This is a genomic window from Ruminococcus sp. (assembly GCF_016287535.1).
Lineage (GTDB): Bacteria > Bacillota > Clostridia > Oscillospirales > Ruminococcaceae > Ruminococcus.
Map to the genome: position 1 here is coordinate 105535 of NZ_JAEFAJ010000001.1, position 18568 is coordinate 124102.

At 42.3% G+C, this 18568-nt stretch carries 16 protein-coding genes and 1 other annotated feature; all 16 genes read right to left on the reverse strand.

Going from position 1 to position 18568, the window contains the following annotated elements:
- Positions 1 to 10: 10 nt before the first annotated feature.
- On the reverse strand, positions 11 to 1093 hold the full coding sequence (gene holA, locus QZZ36_RS00515) for a DNA polymerase III subunit delta (protein ID WP_295075063.1): 1083 nt from the start codon (positions 1091 to 1093) through the stop codon (positions 11 to 13).
- The gene (locus QZZ36_RS00520) at positions 1093 to 2907 is read right to left on the reverse strand and encodes a ComEC/Rec2 family competence protein (protein ID WP_295075066.1); all 1815 of its coding nucleotides are present in this window, start codon (positions 2905 to 2907) and stop codon (positions 1093 to 1095) included. The genes holA and QZZ36_RS00520 overlap by 1 nt, the downstream gene beginning before the upstream one ends.
- A gap of 249 nt (positions 2908 to 3156) precedes the next feature.
- On the reverse strand, positions 3157 to 3696 hold the full coding sequence (locus QZZ36_RS00525; protein WP_295075069.1) for a phosphoribosyltransferase family protein: 540 nt from the start codon (positions 3694 to 3696) through the stop codon (positions 3157 to 3159).
- A gap of 12 nt (positions 3697 to 3708) precedes the next feature.
- On the reverse strand, positions 3709 to 4062 hold the full coding sequence (locus QZZ36_RS00530) for a histidine triad nucleotide-binding protein (protein WP_295075072.1): 354 nt from the start codon (positions 4060 to 4062) through the stop codon (positions 3709 to 3711).
- Between the two features lie 57 nt (positions 4063 to 4119).
- A complete protein-coding gene (gene alaS, locus QZZ36_RS00535) occupies positions 4120 to 6750 on the reverse strand; it encodes an alanine--tRNA ligase (protein WP_295075075.1) in 2631 nt (876 codons plus the stop codon).
- 59 nt (positions 6751 to 6809) lie between these two features.
- Positions 6810 to 7009, reverse strand: a binding site (T-box leader).
- Positions 7010 to 7091: 82 nt separating this feature from the next.
- Positions 7092 to 8696, reverse strand: a complete 1605-nt coding sequence (locus tag QZZ36_RS00540; protein WP_295075078.1) for a penicillin-binding protein 2 — start codon at positions 8694 to 8696, stop codon at positions 7092 to 7094.
- Between the two features lie 95 nt (positions 8697 to 8791).
- Positions 8792 to 9226, reverse strand: a complete 435-nt coding sequence (gene dtd / locus QZZ36_RS00545; protein WP_295075081.1) for a D-aminoacyl-tRNA deacylase — start codon at positions 9224 to 9226, stop codon at positions 8792 to 8794.
- Between the two features lie 6 nt (positions 9227 to 9232).
- On the reverse strand, positions 9233 to 11197 hold the full coding sequence (locus QZZ36_RS00550) for a beta-galactosidase (protein ID WP_295075084.1): 1965 nt from the start codon (positions 11195 to 11197) through the stop codon (positions 9233 to 9235).
- Positions 11198 to 11211: 14 nt separating this feature from the next.
- On the reverse strand, positions 11212 to 11751 hold the full coding sequence (locus tag QZZ36_RS00555) for a histidine phosphatase family protein (protein WP_295075088.1): 540 nt from the start codon (positions 11749 to 11751) through the stop codon (positions 11212 to 11214).
- 13 nt (positions 11752 to 11764) lie between these two features.
- Positions 11765 to 13426, reverse strand: coding sequence for a DNA repair protein RecN (recN, locus tag QZZ36_RS00560; RefSeq protein ID WP_295075090.1), 1662 nt, complete (start codon positions 13424 to 13426; stop codon positions 11765 to 11767).
- 8 nt (positions 13427 to 13434) lie between these two features.
- Entirely contained in the window at positions 13435 to 13878 is a 444-nt protein-coding gene (gene argR, locus QZZ36_RS00565) for an arginine repressor (protein ID WP_295075093.1), read from the reverse strand.
- A gap of 13 nt (positions 13879 to 13891) precedes the next feature.
- The gene (locus tag QZZ36_RS00570; RefSeq protein WP_295075095.1) at positions 13892 to 14746 is read right to left on the reverse strand and encodes an NAD(+)/NADH kinase; all 855 of its coding nucleotides are present in this window, start codon (positions 14744 to 14746) and stop codon (positions 13892 to 13894) included.
- A gap of 11 nt (positions 14747 to 14757) precedes the next feature.
- On the reverse strand, positions 14758 to 15543 hold the full coding sequence (locus QZZ36_RS00575; RefSeq protein WP_295075098.1) for a TlyA family RNA methyltransferase: 786 nt from the start codon (positions 15541 to 15543) through the stop codon (positions 14758 to 14760).
- Positions 15524 to 17410, reverse strand: a complete 1887-nt coding sequence (gene dxs, locus QZZ36_RS00580; protein ID WP_365685266.1) for a 1-deoxy-D-xylulose-5-phosphate synthase — start codon at positions 17408 to 17410, stop codon at positions 15524 to 15526. The genes QZZ36_RS00575 and dxs overlap by 20 nt, the downstream gene beginning before the upstream one ends.
- Positions 17411 to 17467: 57 nt before the next feature.
- Complete coding sequence (locus QZZ36_RS00585; RefSeq protein WP_295075109.1) at positions 17468 to 18358, reverse strand: polyprenyl synthetase family protein; 891 nt, start codon at positions 18356 to 18358, stop codon at positions 17468 to 17470.
- Between the two features lie 3 nt (positions 18359 to 18361).
- Positions 18362 to 18565, reverse strand: a complete 204-nt coding sequence (xseB, locus tag QZZ36_RS00590) for an exodeoxyribonuclease VII small subunit (protein ID WP_295075112.1) — start codon at positions 18563 to 18565, stop codon at positions 18362 to 18364.
- Positions 18566 to 18568: the final 3 nt, after the last annotated feature.

Below are 18568 nucleotides of genomic sequence, written 5' to 3' on the forward strand. Positions count from 1 at the left end.
GCTTCCTCCGCTAATTTTTAGTCATAAGTATTTTTGTGATTGCTTGTTCAAGTATGACTTTTTCGTCGACAACACCGGAATTAAGGATGATATTTGTATCGCGCAGTATTTTTATACATTCTCTTAACCTTTTTATGCTCATACGCGAACTGTCACGGAAAGCATTCTTTACCTTGAATTCCCAGACATATCCGAAGTCTTCCCTGACATCATTTACTTGCTTGCCGCTTTTTCTTGCGCAGGCAGCACGGTACATATCTGTAAATGATGCAGTTATATTTGCAAGAACGGCTCCCCTGTTGTCTTTATCCTGCATCATTTCATCAAGCGCCTCAAAAGCGGAGCTCTTGTTGAATGCCGCTACTGCGTCGGCAAGCTTGAAAAATGTTGCATCGCTTTGCCTGTGGACAAGATTATCAAGCACATCTGCTGTAATTTCCTTATTACCTGAATAAGCACACAGCTTGTCTATTTCATTGCGTATCGTCAATGCATCGTACTGACACATATCTGCAAGTTTGTGTGCCGTATCAAGTGATATGAGACTTCCCCTTGCCGAAACGCCTGACGCAATATCCTTTGCAAGTTCATTTCCACTCTTGACAGGACATTCTACAAGGATTCCCGCCTTTGCGGCATAGTCAGCAAGCTTTTTGTTTTTGTCCTTTATGATACTTCTGCCGGTTTTGTAGTCAGATCTGACAGGTATCTCAAATCCAGTAACATTAAATATAACAACTGTTTGTGAAGGAAGTTCCTTTATTGTATCAAGAAGCTTTTTATTTAGATCTTCAGCTTTCAGACCTACCATGACCTCTCTCGGCTTTTCACAGTTATAGTCATTGATAAGAATACAATTATATTCCGACATCATCGGCATCATCTGTATCATATCATACAGTTCGGAGAAATCAAGATTTTTGCCGTTTATCTTATTAAGAGCGAAATCCTCGTTATCTCCTACTGCCGCACGGATTATCTGCTTGGTCAGCTTTTCCACTTCAGGAATATTACAGCCAAAAATATAATAAAGATTGCTTAGTTCGCCCTTTGAAAGCTGGGCTTTTAAAGTCTTTGGATCTATCTGCGGCATTACAGTCTCCTTATATCACAGCTGCCAGAATCTGACAGTATTATCTCAAAATTATTCTGTTCGTTCAACAAAATCGTGTTTTTGCCTGCGCTTTCTTTGCCACTGGCAGCTTTTCCGTATTTGACGGTCAGAGAATTCGCTTCAACCGTATGACTGTTGTCTGATACGAAAGAAATATTTACAGTATCTGTTTTTACAGAAACAATGCTTTCAGACAAAGAAATATTACAGTTATTCATTAAAAGAACGGCATCTTTATCGCCTAAGCAGCTTATATCGGCATTTGCGGCCGCAATACTGGTTTCTCCCGATACAAGCCACTTTCCTACACTTATAAAATCAAGTTCCTTAGCATAGCTTGCATATGAAGATTGTATCCTGTTTGTAAAAACTGCGGTATCAACGCTGTTTATACCGTTTTTCATAAGGTATTTCCTTACATATGATGCCGAACGATAGTGACCGCTCAGATCAATTATATTCGCGGTTCCGCCGCTGCTTATCACCAAAACTGCATTATTTCCTTTTCCGAGTACACCTATAATAGTGCTCCTGTTTCTGATTGAGCGTACAAATCCCGATGAAATAAATAAAAATATAAGTGATAACGCAACTGTACAGCAAACCAAATATCTTCTGCGGAAAACAGCAACAACCAATGCAGTTATAACTACGCATATCAATAAACCGCCGATTAAAGCAGTACTCTCACTTGAAAAATGCGAAAAACGCAGTCTTGCAGCCTTATCAGAAAAAAGAAGAATGAAATCGTTTATGAACTTTGAAATGAAAAGCAGATCTATCAAACCGCCTGTTAATGCATAAATTAGCCCAGCTACCATAGAAACTGAGCAGAGTGGTACGATCAGACAATTGGTAATTGGTGAAATCAGAGATGTTTCGTCAAAGAATAACAGTGAAAACGGAAACACGCTGAGTGTTGTACATAGCATAACAGCTGCATTTGACATTAATTTATGCAATCGAGTGTCAGTCGGCATATTTTTTGTCATATATGGTGCAAAAACGCCTATTCCGAAAGTACCTGCTACAGATAGGATAAATCCGGTATCATACACAATATACGGTTGTGCCAGGCATATCAACAATACAGCGCAGGCAAGCGAATTGAAGGTATCATTCTGCCTCAGGAAAAGATGCGCTGCATAGAGAAAATTCATCATTATAGCCGCTCTTATCGCTGATGCCGGATAATGCGCCATAGTAACAAGAAACATGAGAAGCAATTCCATCAACACAAAAGATACGAACTTATTGATATGGAATAATCTCAGAATACTCATAATTACAAAAACGGCAATTGAAACATGAAGTCCCGATACAGCAAGTACATGACCTATACCGCACCGATAAACCGCTGTTTTTATATTTGAATCCATACCGCGCTTTTCACCGAACACCATACCTGCAAGAAAATCGCCGCTGTCTTTCCCAAGATAAGTATTAAAGTCAGAAATGATCCTTTCCCTGAAGATTTCAATATTTCTACTGAACCTTCTTTCAGAAGTATGCAGGACATTTACACCTTTTGCAGAGTCAATGGAAAGAAAAATACCGCGCGGTTTATAATATCTTTCACTGTCAAAAAGATAATCTTTGGAATGCTTGGAGAATATGCAGTTTTCTACAGTTATTCTGTCGCCTATTTCAGCTTCAACATCATTAACAAAAAGAGTTACTTTTGCATTTATATCCCCGTTAATCTTTCCTTTAAGAATATATTGGGCGTTGTTACTGCTGTAATGCTGTACTTCTTCCACATCACCGCTGAAACTTCCTTCACAGCCGTCCATTCTGACAACAGGCACATATTTTATATGAGTATAGATACTGAAAACAGAAACGGCTGCGGCAAAGCATACTGTCATCATAATATAATCCGCCGTCCTGAAGCCGTATTTCCTTCCGGCTAAAAGTGCAGCAGCTATAATCGCTGCGGTTGTTAACAGTAAAGCGGGATCTGTAAAAAATGAAGCGAAAAACAATCCCGCCATATAAGCTGCCGCAGCTCCAATCATTTTTCGCTTCATATTTCTTAACCCTTATTTAAAGAAAAGCGGTAACTTCTCAAGGAAGCAGATGTCTTTTCTGTCAGCTGCATCGCCTTCCGCAAGAACAGCAGATCTTCCCGAAACTATTCCTCCGGCTTCAGCAACAAGCTTTTCAAGTGCAAGAAGCGATTCGCCGGTACTGATAACATCATCAACTATCAGGACTTTCTTGCCCTTGAGCATATCAGCTTTTTCCTTCGAAAGATAAAGCGTCTGTTCTGCAGCAGTTGTAATAGACTTTACTTTAACAGAAATAGGATCCGTCATATAAAGCTTTACTGATTTTCTCGCAACGACATAAGGCTTTCCGCTTTCTCTTGCCATTTCAAAAGCAAGTGGAATACCCTTTGATTCAGCTGTAAGTATAACATCGAAATACGGGGATTTACTCAGAAGCTTTTCTGCAACTGCCACTGTAAGCTCAACATCCGAAAACATTACAAACGCAGCAATATCGATTTTATCATTCAGCGGACATAAAGGAAGTTCTCTTTCAAGTCCAGCAATAGTCATTTTATATGTTTCAGCCATATTGTTTCCTCCTTATTCCGTCTTTCCGAGCGACTCAGGTCCCCAGCCCATTTTAACGCCTGCAAGCATATGGAAATGCAGATGCTTCACGGTCTGACCAGCATCATCTCCGCAGTTATTAATTATACGATAGCTGTCGATCCCTTCTGATTCTGCTATTTTAGCAGCTGCTTCAAAAACCTTTGCAACTGCAGAAGAATTGGTTTCAGTAATATCATTTGCACAAGAGATATGTACCTTTGGTATGATGAGATAGTGAACCGGTGCAATAGGAGCAATATCCTTGAAAGCAAATACAAATTCATCTTCATAGACCTTTGTGCTTGGGATCTCACCGTCGATTATCTTACAGAATAAACAGTCCATAGTAATTCTCCTTTATTATTGATTTTATTACGGCAACCGGAAATACCGTCCGTTATGTTATTTTATTATACCAGAAACTACATCTGCAAATTTTGACATAGCTTCATCTATCCTGGAGATATCTCCTGCACCTGCCATAGCGCCGTCCGGCTTTCCTCCGCCCTTTCCGCCTGTTACAGCAGCAATTTCACGGACTATGCTGCCTGCATTTGCGCCTTTTGCAACTGCTTCGCCGGTACAAACGCAGTAGAAAGTGCCTTTTTCGCCGACAGTGCCTGCGAAGAGAGCAACAATGGCTTCATTCTTGTCCTTAACACTGTCACCAAGCTTCCTGAGAGCGTCAGGAGCTGAACCGTCAAGACGCGCGGAAACGATCTTTATACCTCCGATCTCCTTTGCATTATCAAAGAGAGCGGCCGTCTTTGAATTAGCTATCTGTTGTGTAAGACTTTCAAGTTTCTTGTCTTTTTCCTTAGCCTCAGCAGCAAGAGCAGCACATTTTTCGGGCAGTTCATTTAAATTAGCAAGCTTCAGCGCCTTTGCGGAGCGAAGTATAGTATCCTTAAAGCCATTCATCAGTTCGAGTACACCTGTACCGGTAACTGCTTCGATACGTCTTACACCCGCTGCAACAGAGCTTTCAGATACTATTTTGAACAGACCTATCTGAGAAGAATTTGATATATGTGTACCGCCGCAGAACTCTACTGACTTATTTGCTGTAACAACACGTACCGTATCGCCGTACTTTTCACCAAACAGAGCCATAGCTCCAAGCTTTCTCGCTTCATCTATAGGCATCTCCTGCATTGTAACAGGGAAAGCCTCCATAATCTCAGAGTTCACTATATCCTCAACTCTTGAAATTTCTTCATCAGTCATTGCACTGAAATGGTTGAAGTCAAAACGGCAAGCTTTTTCGTTAACAAGCTGACCAGCCTGATGTACATGATCTCCAAGAACCTGTCTGAGAGCGTGCTGAAGCAGATGTGCTGTTGTATGATTGCGCATTATAGCCATTCTGCGATTTTTTTCGATCTGCGCAAGCACCTTGGCGCCCTTTGAGATACTTCCCTGCTCTACGGTTGCAATGTGTAGGAAATGTCCCTCAGATTTTATTGTATCATCAACAGAAGCGATATTTGCACCATTTATGAGCATTCCGGTATCGCCTACCTGTCCGCCGCTTTCTGCGTAAAATGGTGTTACGTCGAGAACTATAACAACATCATCGCCCTCAACAGCTGTTTCGACCTCGGCGCCGTTCTTATAAATAGCAAGTATCTCTGCGTCAGCGGCTTCAAAGTCTGTATAGCCTGTGAATACTGTCGCAGGAGCGTCAACCTTTATGCTGTTGTCTGCCCAGGAAGAGCCAGCCTTGGCTGCATGATCCGCCTTGGCTCTTGCCCTCTGTTCTTTTGCGAGCTCTGTGAAGCGGTCACGGTCAACAGTGAATCCTTTTTCCTCACATATCTCTTCTGTAAGATCTATCGGGAAGCCATATGTATCAGACAGCTTGAAAGCGTCATCACCTGAGAGAATCTTTCCGCCCTCAGAATCAAGCTTATCCGTAAACTGATTGAGAAGCTCTGTACCCTTGTCTATAGTCTTTGCAAATGCTTCCTCCTCAACACCGATTATCTTCTTGATATAATCACGCTTTTCCGCAAGTTCGGGATAAGCGTTTTTATTCTCATTTATTACTGTATCGCATACGTCGCAGAGGAAAGGCTTAGTAATGCCGAGAAGTCTGCCATGACGTGCAGCTCGTCTAAGCAGACGTCTAAGAACATAGCCGCGACCTTCGTTTGAAGGAAGGATACCGTCGCCGACCATGAAAGTTGTACTTCTTATATGATCTGTTATTACACGAAGTGAAACATCTTTCTTCGCATCTTTCTTATATTCAATTCCGGCAATGGAGGAAATGTGTTTCATTATATTCTGAACTGTATCGACTTCAAAAATGTTGTCAACGCCCTGCATTACACAGGCAAGTCTTTCAAGTCCCATACCTGTATCGATGTTCTTGTTCTTCATCTCGGCATAGTGACCGTTTCCGTCGCTGTCGAACTGACTGAAAACAAGGTTCCATATCTCGATAACTCTGTCACAGTCGCTTGCCTGCTCGAAGCTTTCAAAAGGACCGTAAGCCTCACCACGGTCAAAATGTATCTCAGAGCATGGACCACAGGGACCTGATCCGTGTTCCCAGAAATTATCCTTCTTGCCAAGGCGGATTATCCTGTCATGGGGGATACCGATATGCTTTTCCCATATCTGCTCAGCTTCATCGTCGCTCTCAAAAATAGTGATCCAAAGCTTCGCAGGTGGAATGGCAAGAGTTTTTGTAAGAAACTCCCAAGCCCATTCGATAGCCTCTGTCTTGAAATAATCACCGAATGAGAAGTTTCCGAGCATTTCAAAATATGTACCGTGACGAGCGGTTTTTCCGACACTTTCGATGTCAGGAGTTCTGATACATTTCTGGCAGGTCGTCACTCTTTTATTCGGAGGAGTAGCCTGTCCGAGAAAAAATTTCTTGAGAGGAGCCATACCGGAATTTATAAGAAGGAGGCTCTTGTCACCCTGAGGTACAAGTGAAGCACTTGCCATTCTTGTATGATTCTTACTCTCGAAGAAAGATAAATACTTTTCACGTAGATCATTAAGACCTGTCCATTGCATAAATATATCTCCTTTAATAAAAATATAAAACTTAGCAATACAAAAAAAGCCCCGCCGCCAAATGGGACGAAGGCTCTCGTGGTACCACCCAAATTTGAGGAAATTACTATATTTCCTCCTCTTGCTTCCTTAACGCAGAAATACGCTCCGGTTTCCCGAAGAGGCTCAGGGGTAGCACCTGTATATCATGCAAAAGCTCACACCATCCGCTTTTTCTCTGTATCATGACATTTACAGTCATTCCCGTCAATGCTATACATTAGTATTATACCTCTGTTTTATGCAATTGTCAATGCTTTATACAGATTTTTCATATTATTTTGATTTTTATATTTGAAAATTCAATCTATTTTCTCAAGACTGGTTATCCTTTCAGCAATATCCCTGAATATAGGTGCAGCTGCATCGTTGCCATAACCTCCGTTCTCAATAAGAACTGTCAATGCATATTTCGGCTCAGAAGCCGGAAAAAAACCAGTTATCCACGCATGGCATAATTCCTCACCCTCGTTATTGAACTTTCCGGTCTGAGCTGTTGATGTTTTTGCTCCTATACTTACTTTACTGCTTCTTGCTTTTGAACTCTTATTCTCCTTTACTGCAAGTTTCATCATATTCTGAAGTTTATAAGCCGTTTCACTGCTTATTACCTTTGAATGCAGTATCTGATTCTTTTTACCTGTATTTTCGCCATCTGCGGTCAGTCCTTTTATAAGTCGCATTAATGGCATTTCACCGCCATTTGCAATAGCACAGGTCAACTGAGTGATCTGCAAAGGCGTAGCCGTCAGCTTTCCCTGACCGAATGAAAAATTTGCATGCTCCGCAGGTACAGCAAGTTCCTTTTCATCAGGCAGAACTCCGCTTGTACCGACAATACCTGCACACAGGCAGCATTCCTTCCCAAAACCTATATACGTTGCAAGACGCCTGTATTCTCGTGTATCAAGGCAACGAGCGAGATTTATAAAATAAGTGTTGCATGAATTCGTCATTGCTGTTGCCATATCCTGCACGCCGTGACCATCAAGTTTATGGCATTTGAACATTTTCCCTTCAACATCCGTTGTACCGTTACATTCATATAAATAGTTTTCAAGCCCTTGCTCAAGTGCGGCTGCAGCTGTTACAAGCTTAAAAACAGAGCCTACACTATATGAATATAATGCACGGTTTATAAGCGGACTTCTGGTATCATTCAAAGCTGCTTCAATTTTTTCCGGATCATAATCCGGGAAACTTGACATTGCAAGGATATCTCCGCTGCTTACGTCTGCAAGAACGATTGCGCCTGTATTTATATTTTTTCCGCATTCTTCACATATTTCCTGCATTTTCTTGTCGATCGTCAGCACAACACCGCTTTTGTACGATTTGGTCCTGTAAACTGTCTTGCCGTCGCCTATAAGTATATTTCCGAATCCGTCTGTAATATATGAGACACTGTTTACCGGAAAACTGTTTCGCAGAACAGTATCATATGCAAATTCTATACCGTCAGCACCTTTATCATCGGAGAGATAACCTATAATATGACGTGCTGATTGATTTTCCGAATATCTTACAGGCACTTCAAATACAGTAAGTCCGTCTGATTCGAGAACAGTATCGTTACATTCAAATACAAAAGGCTTTCCTTTATCATATTCTCTGTAGAAGCTCTCCCTGTCTGCTGCGTATTCAGCTGTCTGTTCCCTGTCAAGGAATGCCGGAATCGCAGCAGCTTTCGTAACAATTTCGGAGTTTACCAACGGTCTCATATTTCTGTCATAGATAGTCCCCTGACATTTTCCCAGCTCGATCGTGAATGTATGCTCTGTTTTGGCTGCCGGGACATACTCCTGTTTCCATGCAACTGCATAATATCTGAATATTATGAAAATAAATGAAGTAAAAAGCAAGCCTGCAAGTATTATTACTCTGTTTTCTCCGCGTTTCCTTATCATATCATCACCTCATGTGTATTTTGGACTATGACAGCTCTTTTATACGAGGTGAATGAAAAAGCCTGAGAATTGTTTTTCTCAGGCTTAATACAGCTTTATTCAAGTATCACAGTAAACGGTCCGTCATTTAAAAGCTCGACCTTCATATCAGCTCCAAATGAGCCTGTCTGAACATTTTGTCCATTGCTCCGCAGATACTCTATAAAATATTCATAAAGCTCATTTGCTTTTTCCGGCTTTGCAGCCTGTATAAAATTCGGCCGGTTTCCCTTACGGCAATCCGCGTACAATGTGAACTGCGGAACTACAAGAAGAGAGCCGCCCACATTTGCAAGATCAAGATTGATCTTGTCATTCTCATCAGAGAAAATGCGCAGGCCGATAATTTTATCCGCCAGTCTGCGGCAATCATCTTCCGTGTCATCGTGTCCAACTCCAAACAGCAAAAGAAAGCCTGTTCCGATTTTTCCTATGATTTCTCCGTCAACTTTAACGCTTGCTGAAGTTACCCGTTGCAAAACTATCCTCATTCAATCCTACTTTCTGACAATTTCCATGTCAAAGGGATCAAGATGAAGCTTTTCCATGTCATTGCCTTTTATTATACTGAACATTGCTTTCGGAAGCTCGATATCAGCTTCTTTATCCGAGTTGTTGAAAAAGAAAATATAATCATCAAGTCCGTTTGTACGTGTTGTGACTTCAACTCCACGCGGCAGATCTTTAAGACGAGGTATTCCTGTCTGTTTAATTATATTGCCGGCAAAGCTTTCATAGAATTCAGCATCACATACTGTTCCGACATAATATGCAACTCCGCTGCAATAGCGATTCATGCTGACAGCAGGGCTTCCGCTGTAGAAGAAATCTGTATATTCAGCGTAAGCGCGTGCTGTTGTAAGTTCAAGAATATCGCACCACTGTCTGCATTTGAATTTATTGCCCGCAAAATCTTTTATTCCCTGTTCATGACCGCCTATAGGATCATATTCTGTTACCTCAGCACCTATAACCTCCCTGAAAACTGTAGGAAGCGGTTCCATTATACAGTTATTGTACTGATCTTTAACACCGCTTCGTGCAGTCATTACAAGAGTTCCTCCCTTTATAACGTAACGGTATATGTTCTCAGCTGCATTCTTTTCGTAAATATACATTGCAGGAGCGATGACTGCCTTGTATTTTGTAAGATCAGCCGTAGGAGATATTACATCAATATTTACACCATATCTTGCAAATGCTGAATGGAAATATCTCAGTTGGTCGAGATAGTCGAACCCCTCGACCTGTGGCTGTATGCCGAATGCCCAGTGAGCATCGTGAGAATACAGTATCGCAATATCGGATACAAGTTCCGTAGTTTCTATCACGCTTAGTTTATGAGCGGTCTGGCAGAGATCTGCAAACTCCTTGAACCTGCGTGACGGAACATTGCTGTGGTCAATAAGGCCGTGCCAGAACATCTCTGCTCCCTTGTTTGCAGTACGCCACCGGAAAAACATGACAGTATCAGCTCCGTGAGCCATTGCCTGCATAGCATAGCCTTTTATCTGACCAGGACGAGGCGTCGGAGACATCGGAGTCCAACCGCCGGTCGCACCGCTCAACTGTTCCATGATCCAGAAATTCTTTTGCTTGACGCCGCGGATAAGATCAAGTACAAATGCGTGAGAAGCCTTTTTATCTCCCGACATAATAATAGGCGGATAATTGTCATAAGCCGTAAAATCAAGAGAATCAAACAGTTTATACAGATCCGGCTGATTTTTCGTAAAGCATATATTTGCAGTTACCTTTGCACGCGGATTTTCAAGCTTGATAATCTGAGACATATCATTAATGTATTTCACAGCCGAGTCTGACGAAAATCTGCTGAATTCAAGACATAATGCAGGATTCTGCCATGCTTTGGGATAATCAGTAGGCGGATTTATCTGTGAAATATCACTGTATTCACCGCTCCAGACGCTGTTGCCGAAGGCAGCGTTTATATTTTCAAGCGTATCATGTTTATCCAAGAGCCAGTCCCTGAACTGATTCCTGCACACATCACAGGTGCAGGGATAGGCTTCTATCTCGTTATCGATCTGCCATGCGGCAATTGCGGGATTATTGGCGTAACGTCTTGCAAGTAACTCTGTTATACGTTTGGCATAATACAGAAACATAGGTGCATTTATACATCTGTGAGCTCTTATACCGATCGGAATACGCTTTCCGTCAGCTCCGACCTGTACTATATCAGGATAAGTTTCATACATCCATAGCGGTGGGCAGCTTGTAGGTGTGCAAAGCACAATACCTATTGCATGACGTGAAAATGTGCTTATCGCTTCATCAAGCCACTGAAGGTCAAACTGTCCGTCACTCGGTTCAAGACGTGACCATGAGAATTCTCCGAGCCTAACAAGCTTTACACCAGTTTTTGCCATCAGATCCGCATCTGCCTGCCACAATGACCTGTCCCATTGTTCAGGATAATAGTCTACGCCTATTTTCATGATATCCCCTCCTGTCAGTCTGTATTATACTCAATTAATCCGCAGTTTTCCATGAACCAGTTTGAAAAAACGGCTGTGGTCATATCGTTGAAATATGTTTCTATAACTCGGCATATTCCTCCGTGGCTTACTATCAGTACCGTTTTATCATTATACATCTTTATAATATCATCAAGAGCGGAGTAAACCCTGTGAGAAAGCTGAAGAAGAGATTCGCCGTTTTTACCCATTTTTACACCGAAATTCACCTTATTATCGGCAAATCCTTCCGTAAAGCGCGACTTTCCTTCATATTCTCCGTAATCCCACTCTCTGAATCTTTCCTCAATAATAATATCAAGTCCGCACTTATCCGCCACAGTTCTTGCAGTCTGCATCGCTCTTGTCATAGGTGATGATATAATAAGGTCGATACAGCCCAAATCAGCGATCTTATCTGCAAGGACTTCTGCCTGTTCTCTGCCTGTGGAGTCAAGCGTTATATCTGTAGTTCCAAGAATGATCTCCTTTTTGTTATATGATGTCTGACCATGTCTTGTGGAATAGATCTTCAAATTTCAGCCTCCATTAAAGCTTTTCAGCCTTTTTCAGTTCTGCACGGGCATTATCAAGCATAAGTCTGCTTGGGTTATCACCGCCCATTATACGCGCTATTTCGTCAACTCTGCCATCAGTATCAAGCTGAATAACATTTGTTTCGGTACGTTCGCCGGCTATTTGTTTTTCAATCAGGAGATGATTATCAGCCATAACTGCGATCTGTGAAAGATGAGTTACGCAGATAACCTGTCTGGCTCTGCTGATCTCCCTGAGCTTTATACCTATTTTCTGAGCCGCCTTGCCGCTTACACCTGTGTCGATCTCATCAAAAATCATTGTAGGTATGGAATCCTTGTCAGCAATGACACTTTTCAGGGCAAGCATTATTCTTGACAGTTCTCCTCCGGAAGCGATCTTAGAGATAGGTTTTGGCTCTTCTCCTTTGTTTGCAGAGATAAGGAACTCAACCGAATCCATTCCGTTTACGGTAAGCTTTCCTTTTTCATGTCTAACCCGGATTATAACGCCTGCCATATTCAGGAATTCAAGTTCTTCCGTAACTCGCTCCGTAAAACGCTTTGCAATATTCTCTCTGTGATTGAAAAGTGCTTTGGCTTGTTCTGTTACTTTATGCAGAAGCTCCTCGCGTTTTTCTGATAAATCCTTAATTTCGCCGTCCGAGCCCTCAAGCTGCATTACTTCACGGCAAGCATCGTCATAAAGCCTTATCAGACCGTTATTATCAAGTGCATATTTACGTTTCAGTTTATTGATATTACCAAGGCGTGTGCCGAGGTACTCAAGTCTGTTACCGTCAAGTTCGATCTTATCAGCTACAGCCTCAAGCTCCGACGCTATATCAGCAAGCTCGATCTCAGCTGCGGAGAGTCTCTCATAAAGAGAATTGAGCTTTTCGCTGCCGTCTGTATAGCCTGCCAATTCGGTCTCAGCTGAAACAAGCATATCATTTGCCGCTTCTTCACCTGTAATGGCGCTGACTGCATTTCTTATGGCGATAATAGTTTTTTCCGAATTCTGAGCAGCTGAATATTCCTTTTCCAGCTCATCATCCTCATCTTCACAAAGTTCAAGCTCGCCTATATCGTCGATTATGGCGTTAAGATAAACGCTTCTTTCAGCCCTTGACTGTTCAAGCTTTTTCAGCTCTCCGAGTCTTCGCGCTGTCTGCTGAAGCTCCCGGAAAGTTGCCCGATAATCATTCAGCAATGTATAATCACCACCGAAATCGTCAAGTATCTGTAAGTGTTTATCACTGTCAAGCAGTATCTGATTGTCATGCTGGCCGTGTATATTTATTAACATGGAGCCTATCTCTTTCAGAAGAGAAACCGGTGCTGTACGACGATTAATACGGGAAACACTTCCGCCGTCTGCGCTGATCTCTCTTGTAACAGTGATCTCATCACTGTCATGAGAAATACCGAGTTCGTCAAGCTTTTTGCATACATCTTCGGAAATATCAGTGAACAGAGCAGTTATTTCAGCTTTATCGCAGCCGGTACGGACTATATCTTTGGTGCAGCGCTGCCCGAGGACCGCGTTTATTCCGTTTATCAGTATTGACTTGCCTGCGCCTGTTTCACCTGTGAAGATATTAAGCTTATCACCAAGAGGTATGACCGCTTCCTTTATTACAGCAAGGTTCCTGATGTATATCTCCTTTAACATCTAAACGCTTACCTCCTCGGAAAAAGCTCGCTGCGAAACTTCTTCGAGAGCTTTTTGGCATCTGCTTCACTTCTTACAAGTATAAATATCGTATCATCACCTGCAATAGTTCCGACTATCCCCTGATGTTCAACCGAATCTATCGCCGCACAGGTTCCCTGTGCCATGCCGGCACGGCACTTGAGGACTATAGTATTCATTGCATAGTCCACTGAAACAACAGCTTCTTCAAACAGTGACTTTTCGACCGCTGCCGCCGCAGGCAGTGAATAACGGTATATACCATGCTCATCTCTTTGCTTGATGAGCGAAAGCTGCTGTATATCACGTGAAAGAGTTGCCTGCGTTGTTTTTATGCCTCTTTCTGCAAGCAATGATATAAGAAGCTCCTGAGTTGCCACAGGCTGTTCTGTTATTATTTCAAGTATTGCTTCGTGTCTGCGATTTTTCATAATAACGCGCTCCTTACTTTATGGGCTTGCACATCTTCTTGCAAAGTGATTCATGGAATGAATTTCCGATAATATCAATGAAATTAATATTGTTCTTTCCGCGGCATATCTCTATGCTTTCACCTTTTTTCAGGTTTATGAAGTGCTCTCCGTCAACATTTATGACCATACTGTCATCACGAACAGTTGTATCTTCCATACGAAGCTTTCTTCCGGGAGAAAAAAGCGTAGCCCTTGAAAAAAGTGAATGAGGACATATAAGAGTCATCTCTACACATTCAAGCTCCGGCTCAATGACCGGTCCGCCTGCCGAAAGAGCATACGCAGTTGAACCTGACGGCGTACTGAAAAGAACTCCGTCCGCACGATATCTGCCTACAAGATAATCATCGGCATATACCTCGAAATCACAGATACGGAAGCTGCCTGAACGGGCTGACACCTCATTCAGAACAGTAGCAGTAATATCGCCGTCTGAGCTGTGATGTACCACATCAAGCGTCATACGCTGTGAAATATCAAATTCCCCTGTGGTAAGCAAACTGAGCTTATCAAGCTGGTTCGCTTCAAGTCCTGCCATAAAACCAAGGGTTCCGGTGTTTATGCCGAGCAGCTTTGTATCACTGCCAATGAGCAGCTTTGCACATCGAAGTATCGTTCCGTCACCGCCTATGGCAAGCACAACATCGGCTGTTTTAGCTGACTCTTTTATATCTTCAAATTTAATATGCGGTTTATCAGAAAAATCATTTCTGAATATTTCACTTACAGTGACCTCTATACCACAGTCAGCAAGCACATCACAAGCTTCACGGGCGCAGCTGAGCGCATTGGGCTTTTGAAAATTAGGATACAACGCTGCCTTCATAAACGCACTCCTTATAGTTTACTGAAAGAACTGTCTATCAGTTCTTTAAAATTATGTATCACAGGTTCTCCCTGTGCTTTGCGAAGTTTGACAAGATATTCTATATTTCCGCTTCCGCCTCTTACTGGGGAATATGTATATTTTTCCGTTATAAACCCTATTGATACAGCAAAACTGTCAATTTCAGAAAGAATACGTAAATGCACCTTTCTGTCCTTGACGATACCGCGTTTTCCTATATCGCTCCTGCCGGCTTCAAACTGTGGTTTGATAAGAACAGCGGCTGAAGCTCCGTCTGCAAGAAGCTCATATACCTTAGGCAGTATCTTGTTAAGTGAGATAAAAGAAACATCAACAGATACAAAATCCGCCTGTCCTCCTATATCATTGGCGGTCACACTGCGAATATCAGTGCCCTCCATGTTTATAACACGAGGATCGTTATCAAGCGTCTCTGCAAGCTGCCCATGACCAACATCAACAGCATATACCTTTTCAGCGCCATGCTGCAGCATATAATCCGTAAATCCGCCTGTGGAAGCTCCAATGTCAAGACAGACCATGCCGCTGAAATCAATCTCGAACTCAACTGCGGCCTTTTCAAGTTTCAGCGCTCCTCTGCCGACATAAATATCACTTTCCGATGAGACGATATCGTCAGTTTCAGATACTTCATCCGACGGCTTTTTCGCATTTTTTCCGTTGACGGATATACTACCGGAGCTTATCATCTCTTTTGCACGTTCACGGCTGCGCGCAAGTCCGCGTGCTACAAGTTCACTGTCCAGCCTCGGCATCGTCTTTGCACCTTTCTTTTATATATGCGATCATTTTTTCACTTGTAAGTCCAAGCTTTTCCAGACATGATCTGACGGAAGCCTGTTTGACAAAACCATCAGCAGTTACTCTGCTGTAATCGCCGCAATAACCGAGTTCAGAAAGGATATCACCGATTTTTTCGGAAATACTGCCTTCACCTATAGATTCCTCAAAGAAAATAACCCTTTTATACATTATTATCTTGCTTCCGAGTTCACTGTCAAGCGGATGTATCTTCGTTAGTTTAAGTATATCGCAGTTGATATCATCTTTTCTCAGTTTTTTCTGAGCCTTGAAGGCTTCGTTATATAGCCTTCCGTAAGTTATAATGAGAGTTTCGCTCTTGCAGATCTGCTTGAACAGCCAGTCTGTAGTGATATCTGACTGATCGAATTCTACTTTTTCCGCACCGCGCGGGTAGCGCACTGCTGCAAGACATTTGTCCTTATTTATCGCCTTTCTCATGCACATTTTCATTTCCATATAGCATGAAGGAGAATATATAACTGTATTCGGAATAGATGTAAGCATCGGGACGTCCAATAAACCCTGATGAGTCTCTCCGTCTTCTCCGACTATTCCAGCACGATCGATTCCTAGAACTACATGAAGCTTGCCGATAGCAACATCATGTATAAGCTGATCGTATGAACGCTGAAGAAAAGTTGAATATACCGCAAAAACCGGTACCATACCCATTGAAGCAAGTCCGCCTGCAAATGTTACGGCGTGCTGCTCTGCAATACCTACATCAAAAAATCTGTCGGGATATTTAAAATGGAAGAACTGTAAACCTGTTCCGTATTTCATAGCAGCTGTAATAGCGCAGATCCTGTCATCCTTATCAGCAAGCTTAACAAGCTCTCTCCCGAAAACAGTGGAATAGCTGTCAGCAGTCGCTACCTCAGGATTTCCGGTGGCAATATCAAATTTTGATATGCCGTGGTATTCACCAGGATTTTCCTCAGCGGGACGGTATCCCTTACCTTTAACGGTCTTAACATGAATGAAAACAGGCTGATGATATGATTTTGCCATATGTATGACTTCTTCCAGCTCAGACAGGCTGTGGCCGTTTACAGGACCAAGGTAAATGAAACCCATATCCTCAAACATTGTGCTCTGCTCAAGAATGTTTGATTTTACGGAATCCTTTACGTTTTTTATGCCCTTGGCAACGCTTGTTCCGACAAGCGGTATCTTTCCGAGACCGCGTTCCACCGCACGCTTGGTATTAAGGTATTTTTCGGTGTTTCTGAGAGAAGTTAGATATTTTGAGAGCGAGCCTACGCTTTTGGAAATAGACATATTGTTATCATTCAGGATAACAATAAGATTGCTCCTTTTATCTCTTCCACAGTTATTGATGGCTTCATAAAACATACCACCGGTCATAGCGCCATCGCCGATGACAGCAACTGCATAATTATCCCTGCCCTGAAGCTTCATAGCCTCGGCTATGCCGCACGCTACCGAAACAGATGTACTGCTGTGTCCGCTTATAAAAGTATCATGGGGCGATTCTTCCGGCTTCGGGAAACCTGATATGCCATTCTCCTGACGAAGTGTTGAAAATCTGTCCAGTCTGCCGGTAAGGATTTTATGTGTATAGGACTGATGTCCCACATCCCAGACTATCTTGTCTTCAGGAGAATTGAAATTTCGGTGCAATGCCATGGTCAGCTCAACAACACCAAGGTTTGACGCAAGATGTCCGCCTGTTTTGGAAACTGTAGATATAAGGATATTGCGTATCTCCTTGCAAAGTGCAGAACACTGGGATATCGTCAGCTTTTTCAGATCCTGCGGAAGCTGGAGTTCCTCAAGAGTAACCTTTTCATTCATACTTGTATTATCCTTCATTTTAAACGAATGCGGAAAACACTCCGCAGCTCCTTTATCTTAATTCTTTCTTTTCAGAAGCATTTCTGTAAGTTCAACAAGAAAGCTGTCATTTCCGAATTTTTCAAGATGTGCAAGAGCTTCATCTGTTACTGCATTAGCTTTTTCCTGCGCTTTTTCAACTCCGTAAAGTGTTACGAAAGTTGTTTTGTTTTCTTCTTCATCACTGCCTACGGGCTTTCCGAGTTCCTCCGTAGTGCTTGTAACATCAAGGATATCATCTACTATCTGAAAAGCAAGTCCGAGTCTGAAACCATATTCAGCTGCAGCCTGTATCTTCGCTTCATCAGCTCCTGCACATATACAGCCCATCATACAGGAAACAGCAATGAGCTGACCAGTTTTATGACGGTACATATTTCTGAGATTAGCTTCATCAACATCATTTCTTGTTTCGTTTTCCATATCAATGACCTGTCCACCGATCATTCCTTCTCTGCCAACAGCCTTTGCAAGATATGAAATTATCTTTATTTTCTGGGCGTCACTGAGATCATTATCGTTTGATATTATTTCAAAAGGCAGAACTGACAGAGCATCTCCGGCAAGAATAGCCATTGCTTCGCCGAAAGCTTTATGGCACGATGGCTTTCCGCGCCTGAAATCATCATTGTCCATTGCGGGAAGATCATCATGGATAAGAGAAAATGTATGTATCATCTCTATAGCAGCAGCAGGAGCAGCCGCTATTCGGTAATCTCCGGAAAGAGCACTGCAGAACGCATAAACAAGAACAGGACGTATTCTTTTACCACCTGCTTCAAGTGAATAATTCATTGCGTCAATCAGGTTTTTCTGTGCCTCCATTGAAGGTAAAGTCGAGTTGTATCTTTTTAGGTTTTCCTCTGTAAATGAAATATACTCGCTGAATTTATCTTTAAAACTGTTCATTGCTTATTTTTCTGACGAAATATCTCCGCCGTCCTCCGTTATTTTTATTTGTGCCTTATCAAGCTGTTTCCTGCAGGATGCTGCAAGTTTTACCCCTTCGGCGTAAAGCTGCACAGCTTTTTCAAGGGGGATGTCTCCTTTTTCAAGCTCAGAAACTATTCTGCCGAGCTCATTCATATTATCCTCAAAGGTTGATTTTTCTTTCATTTT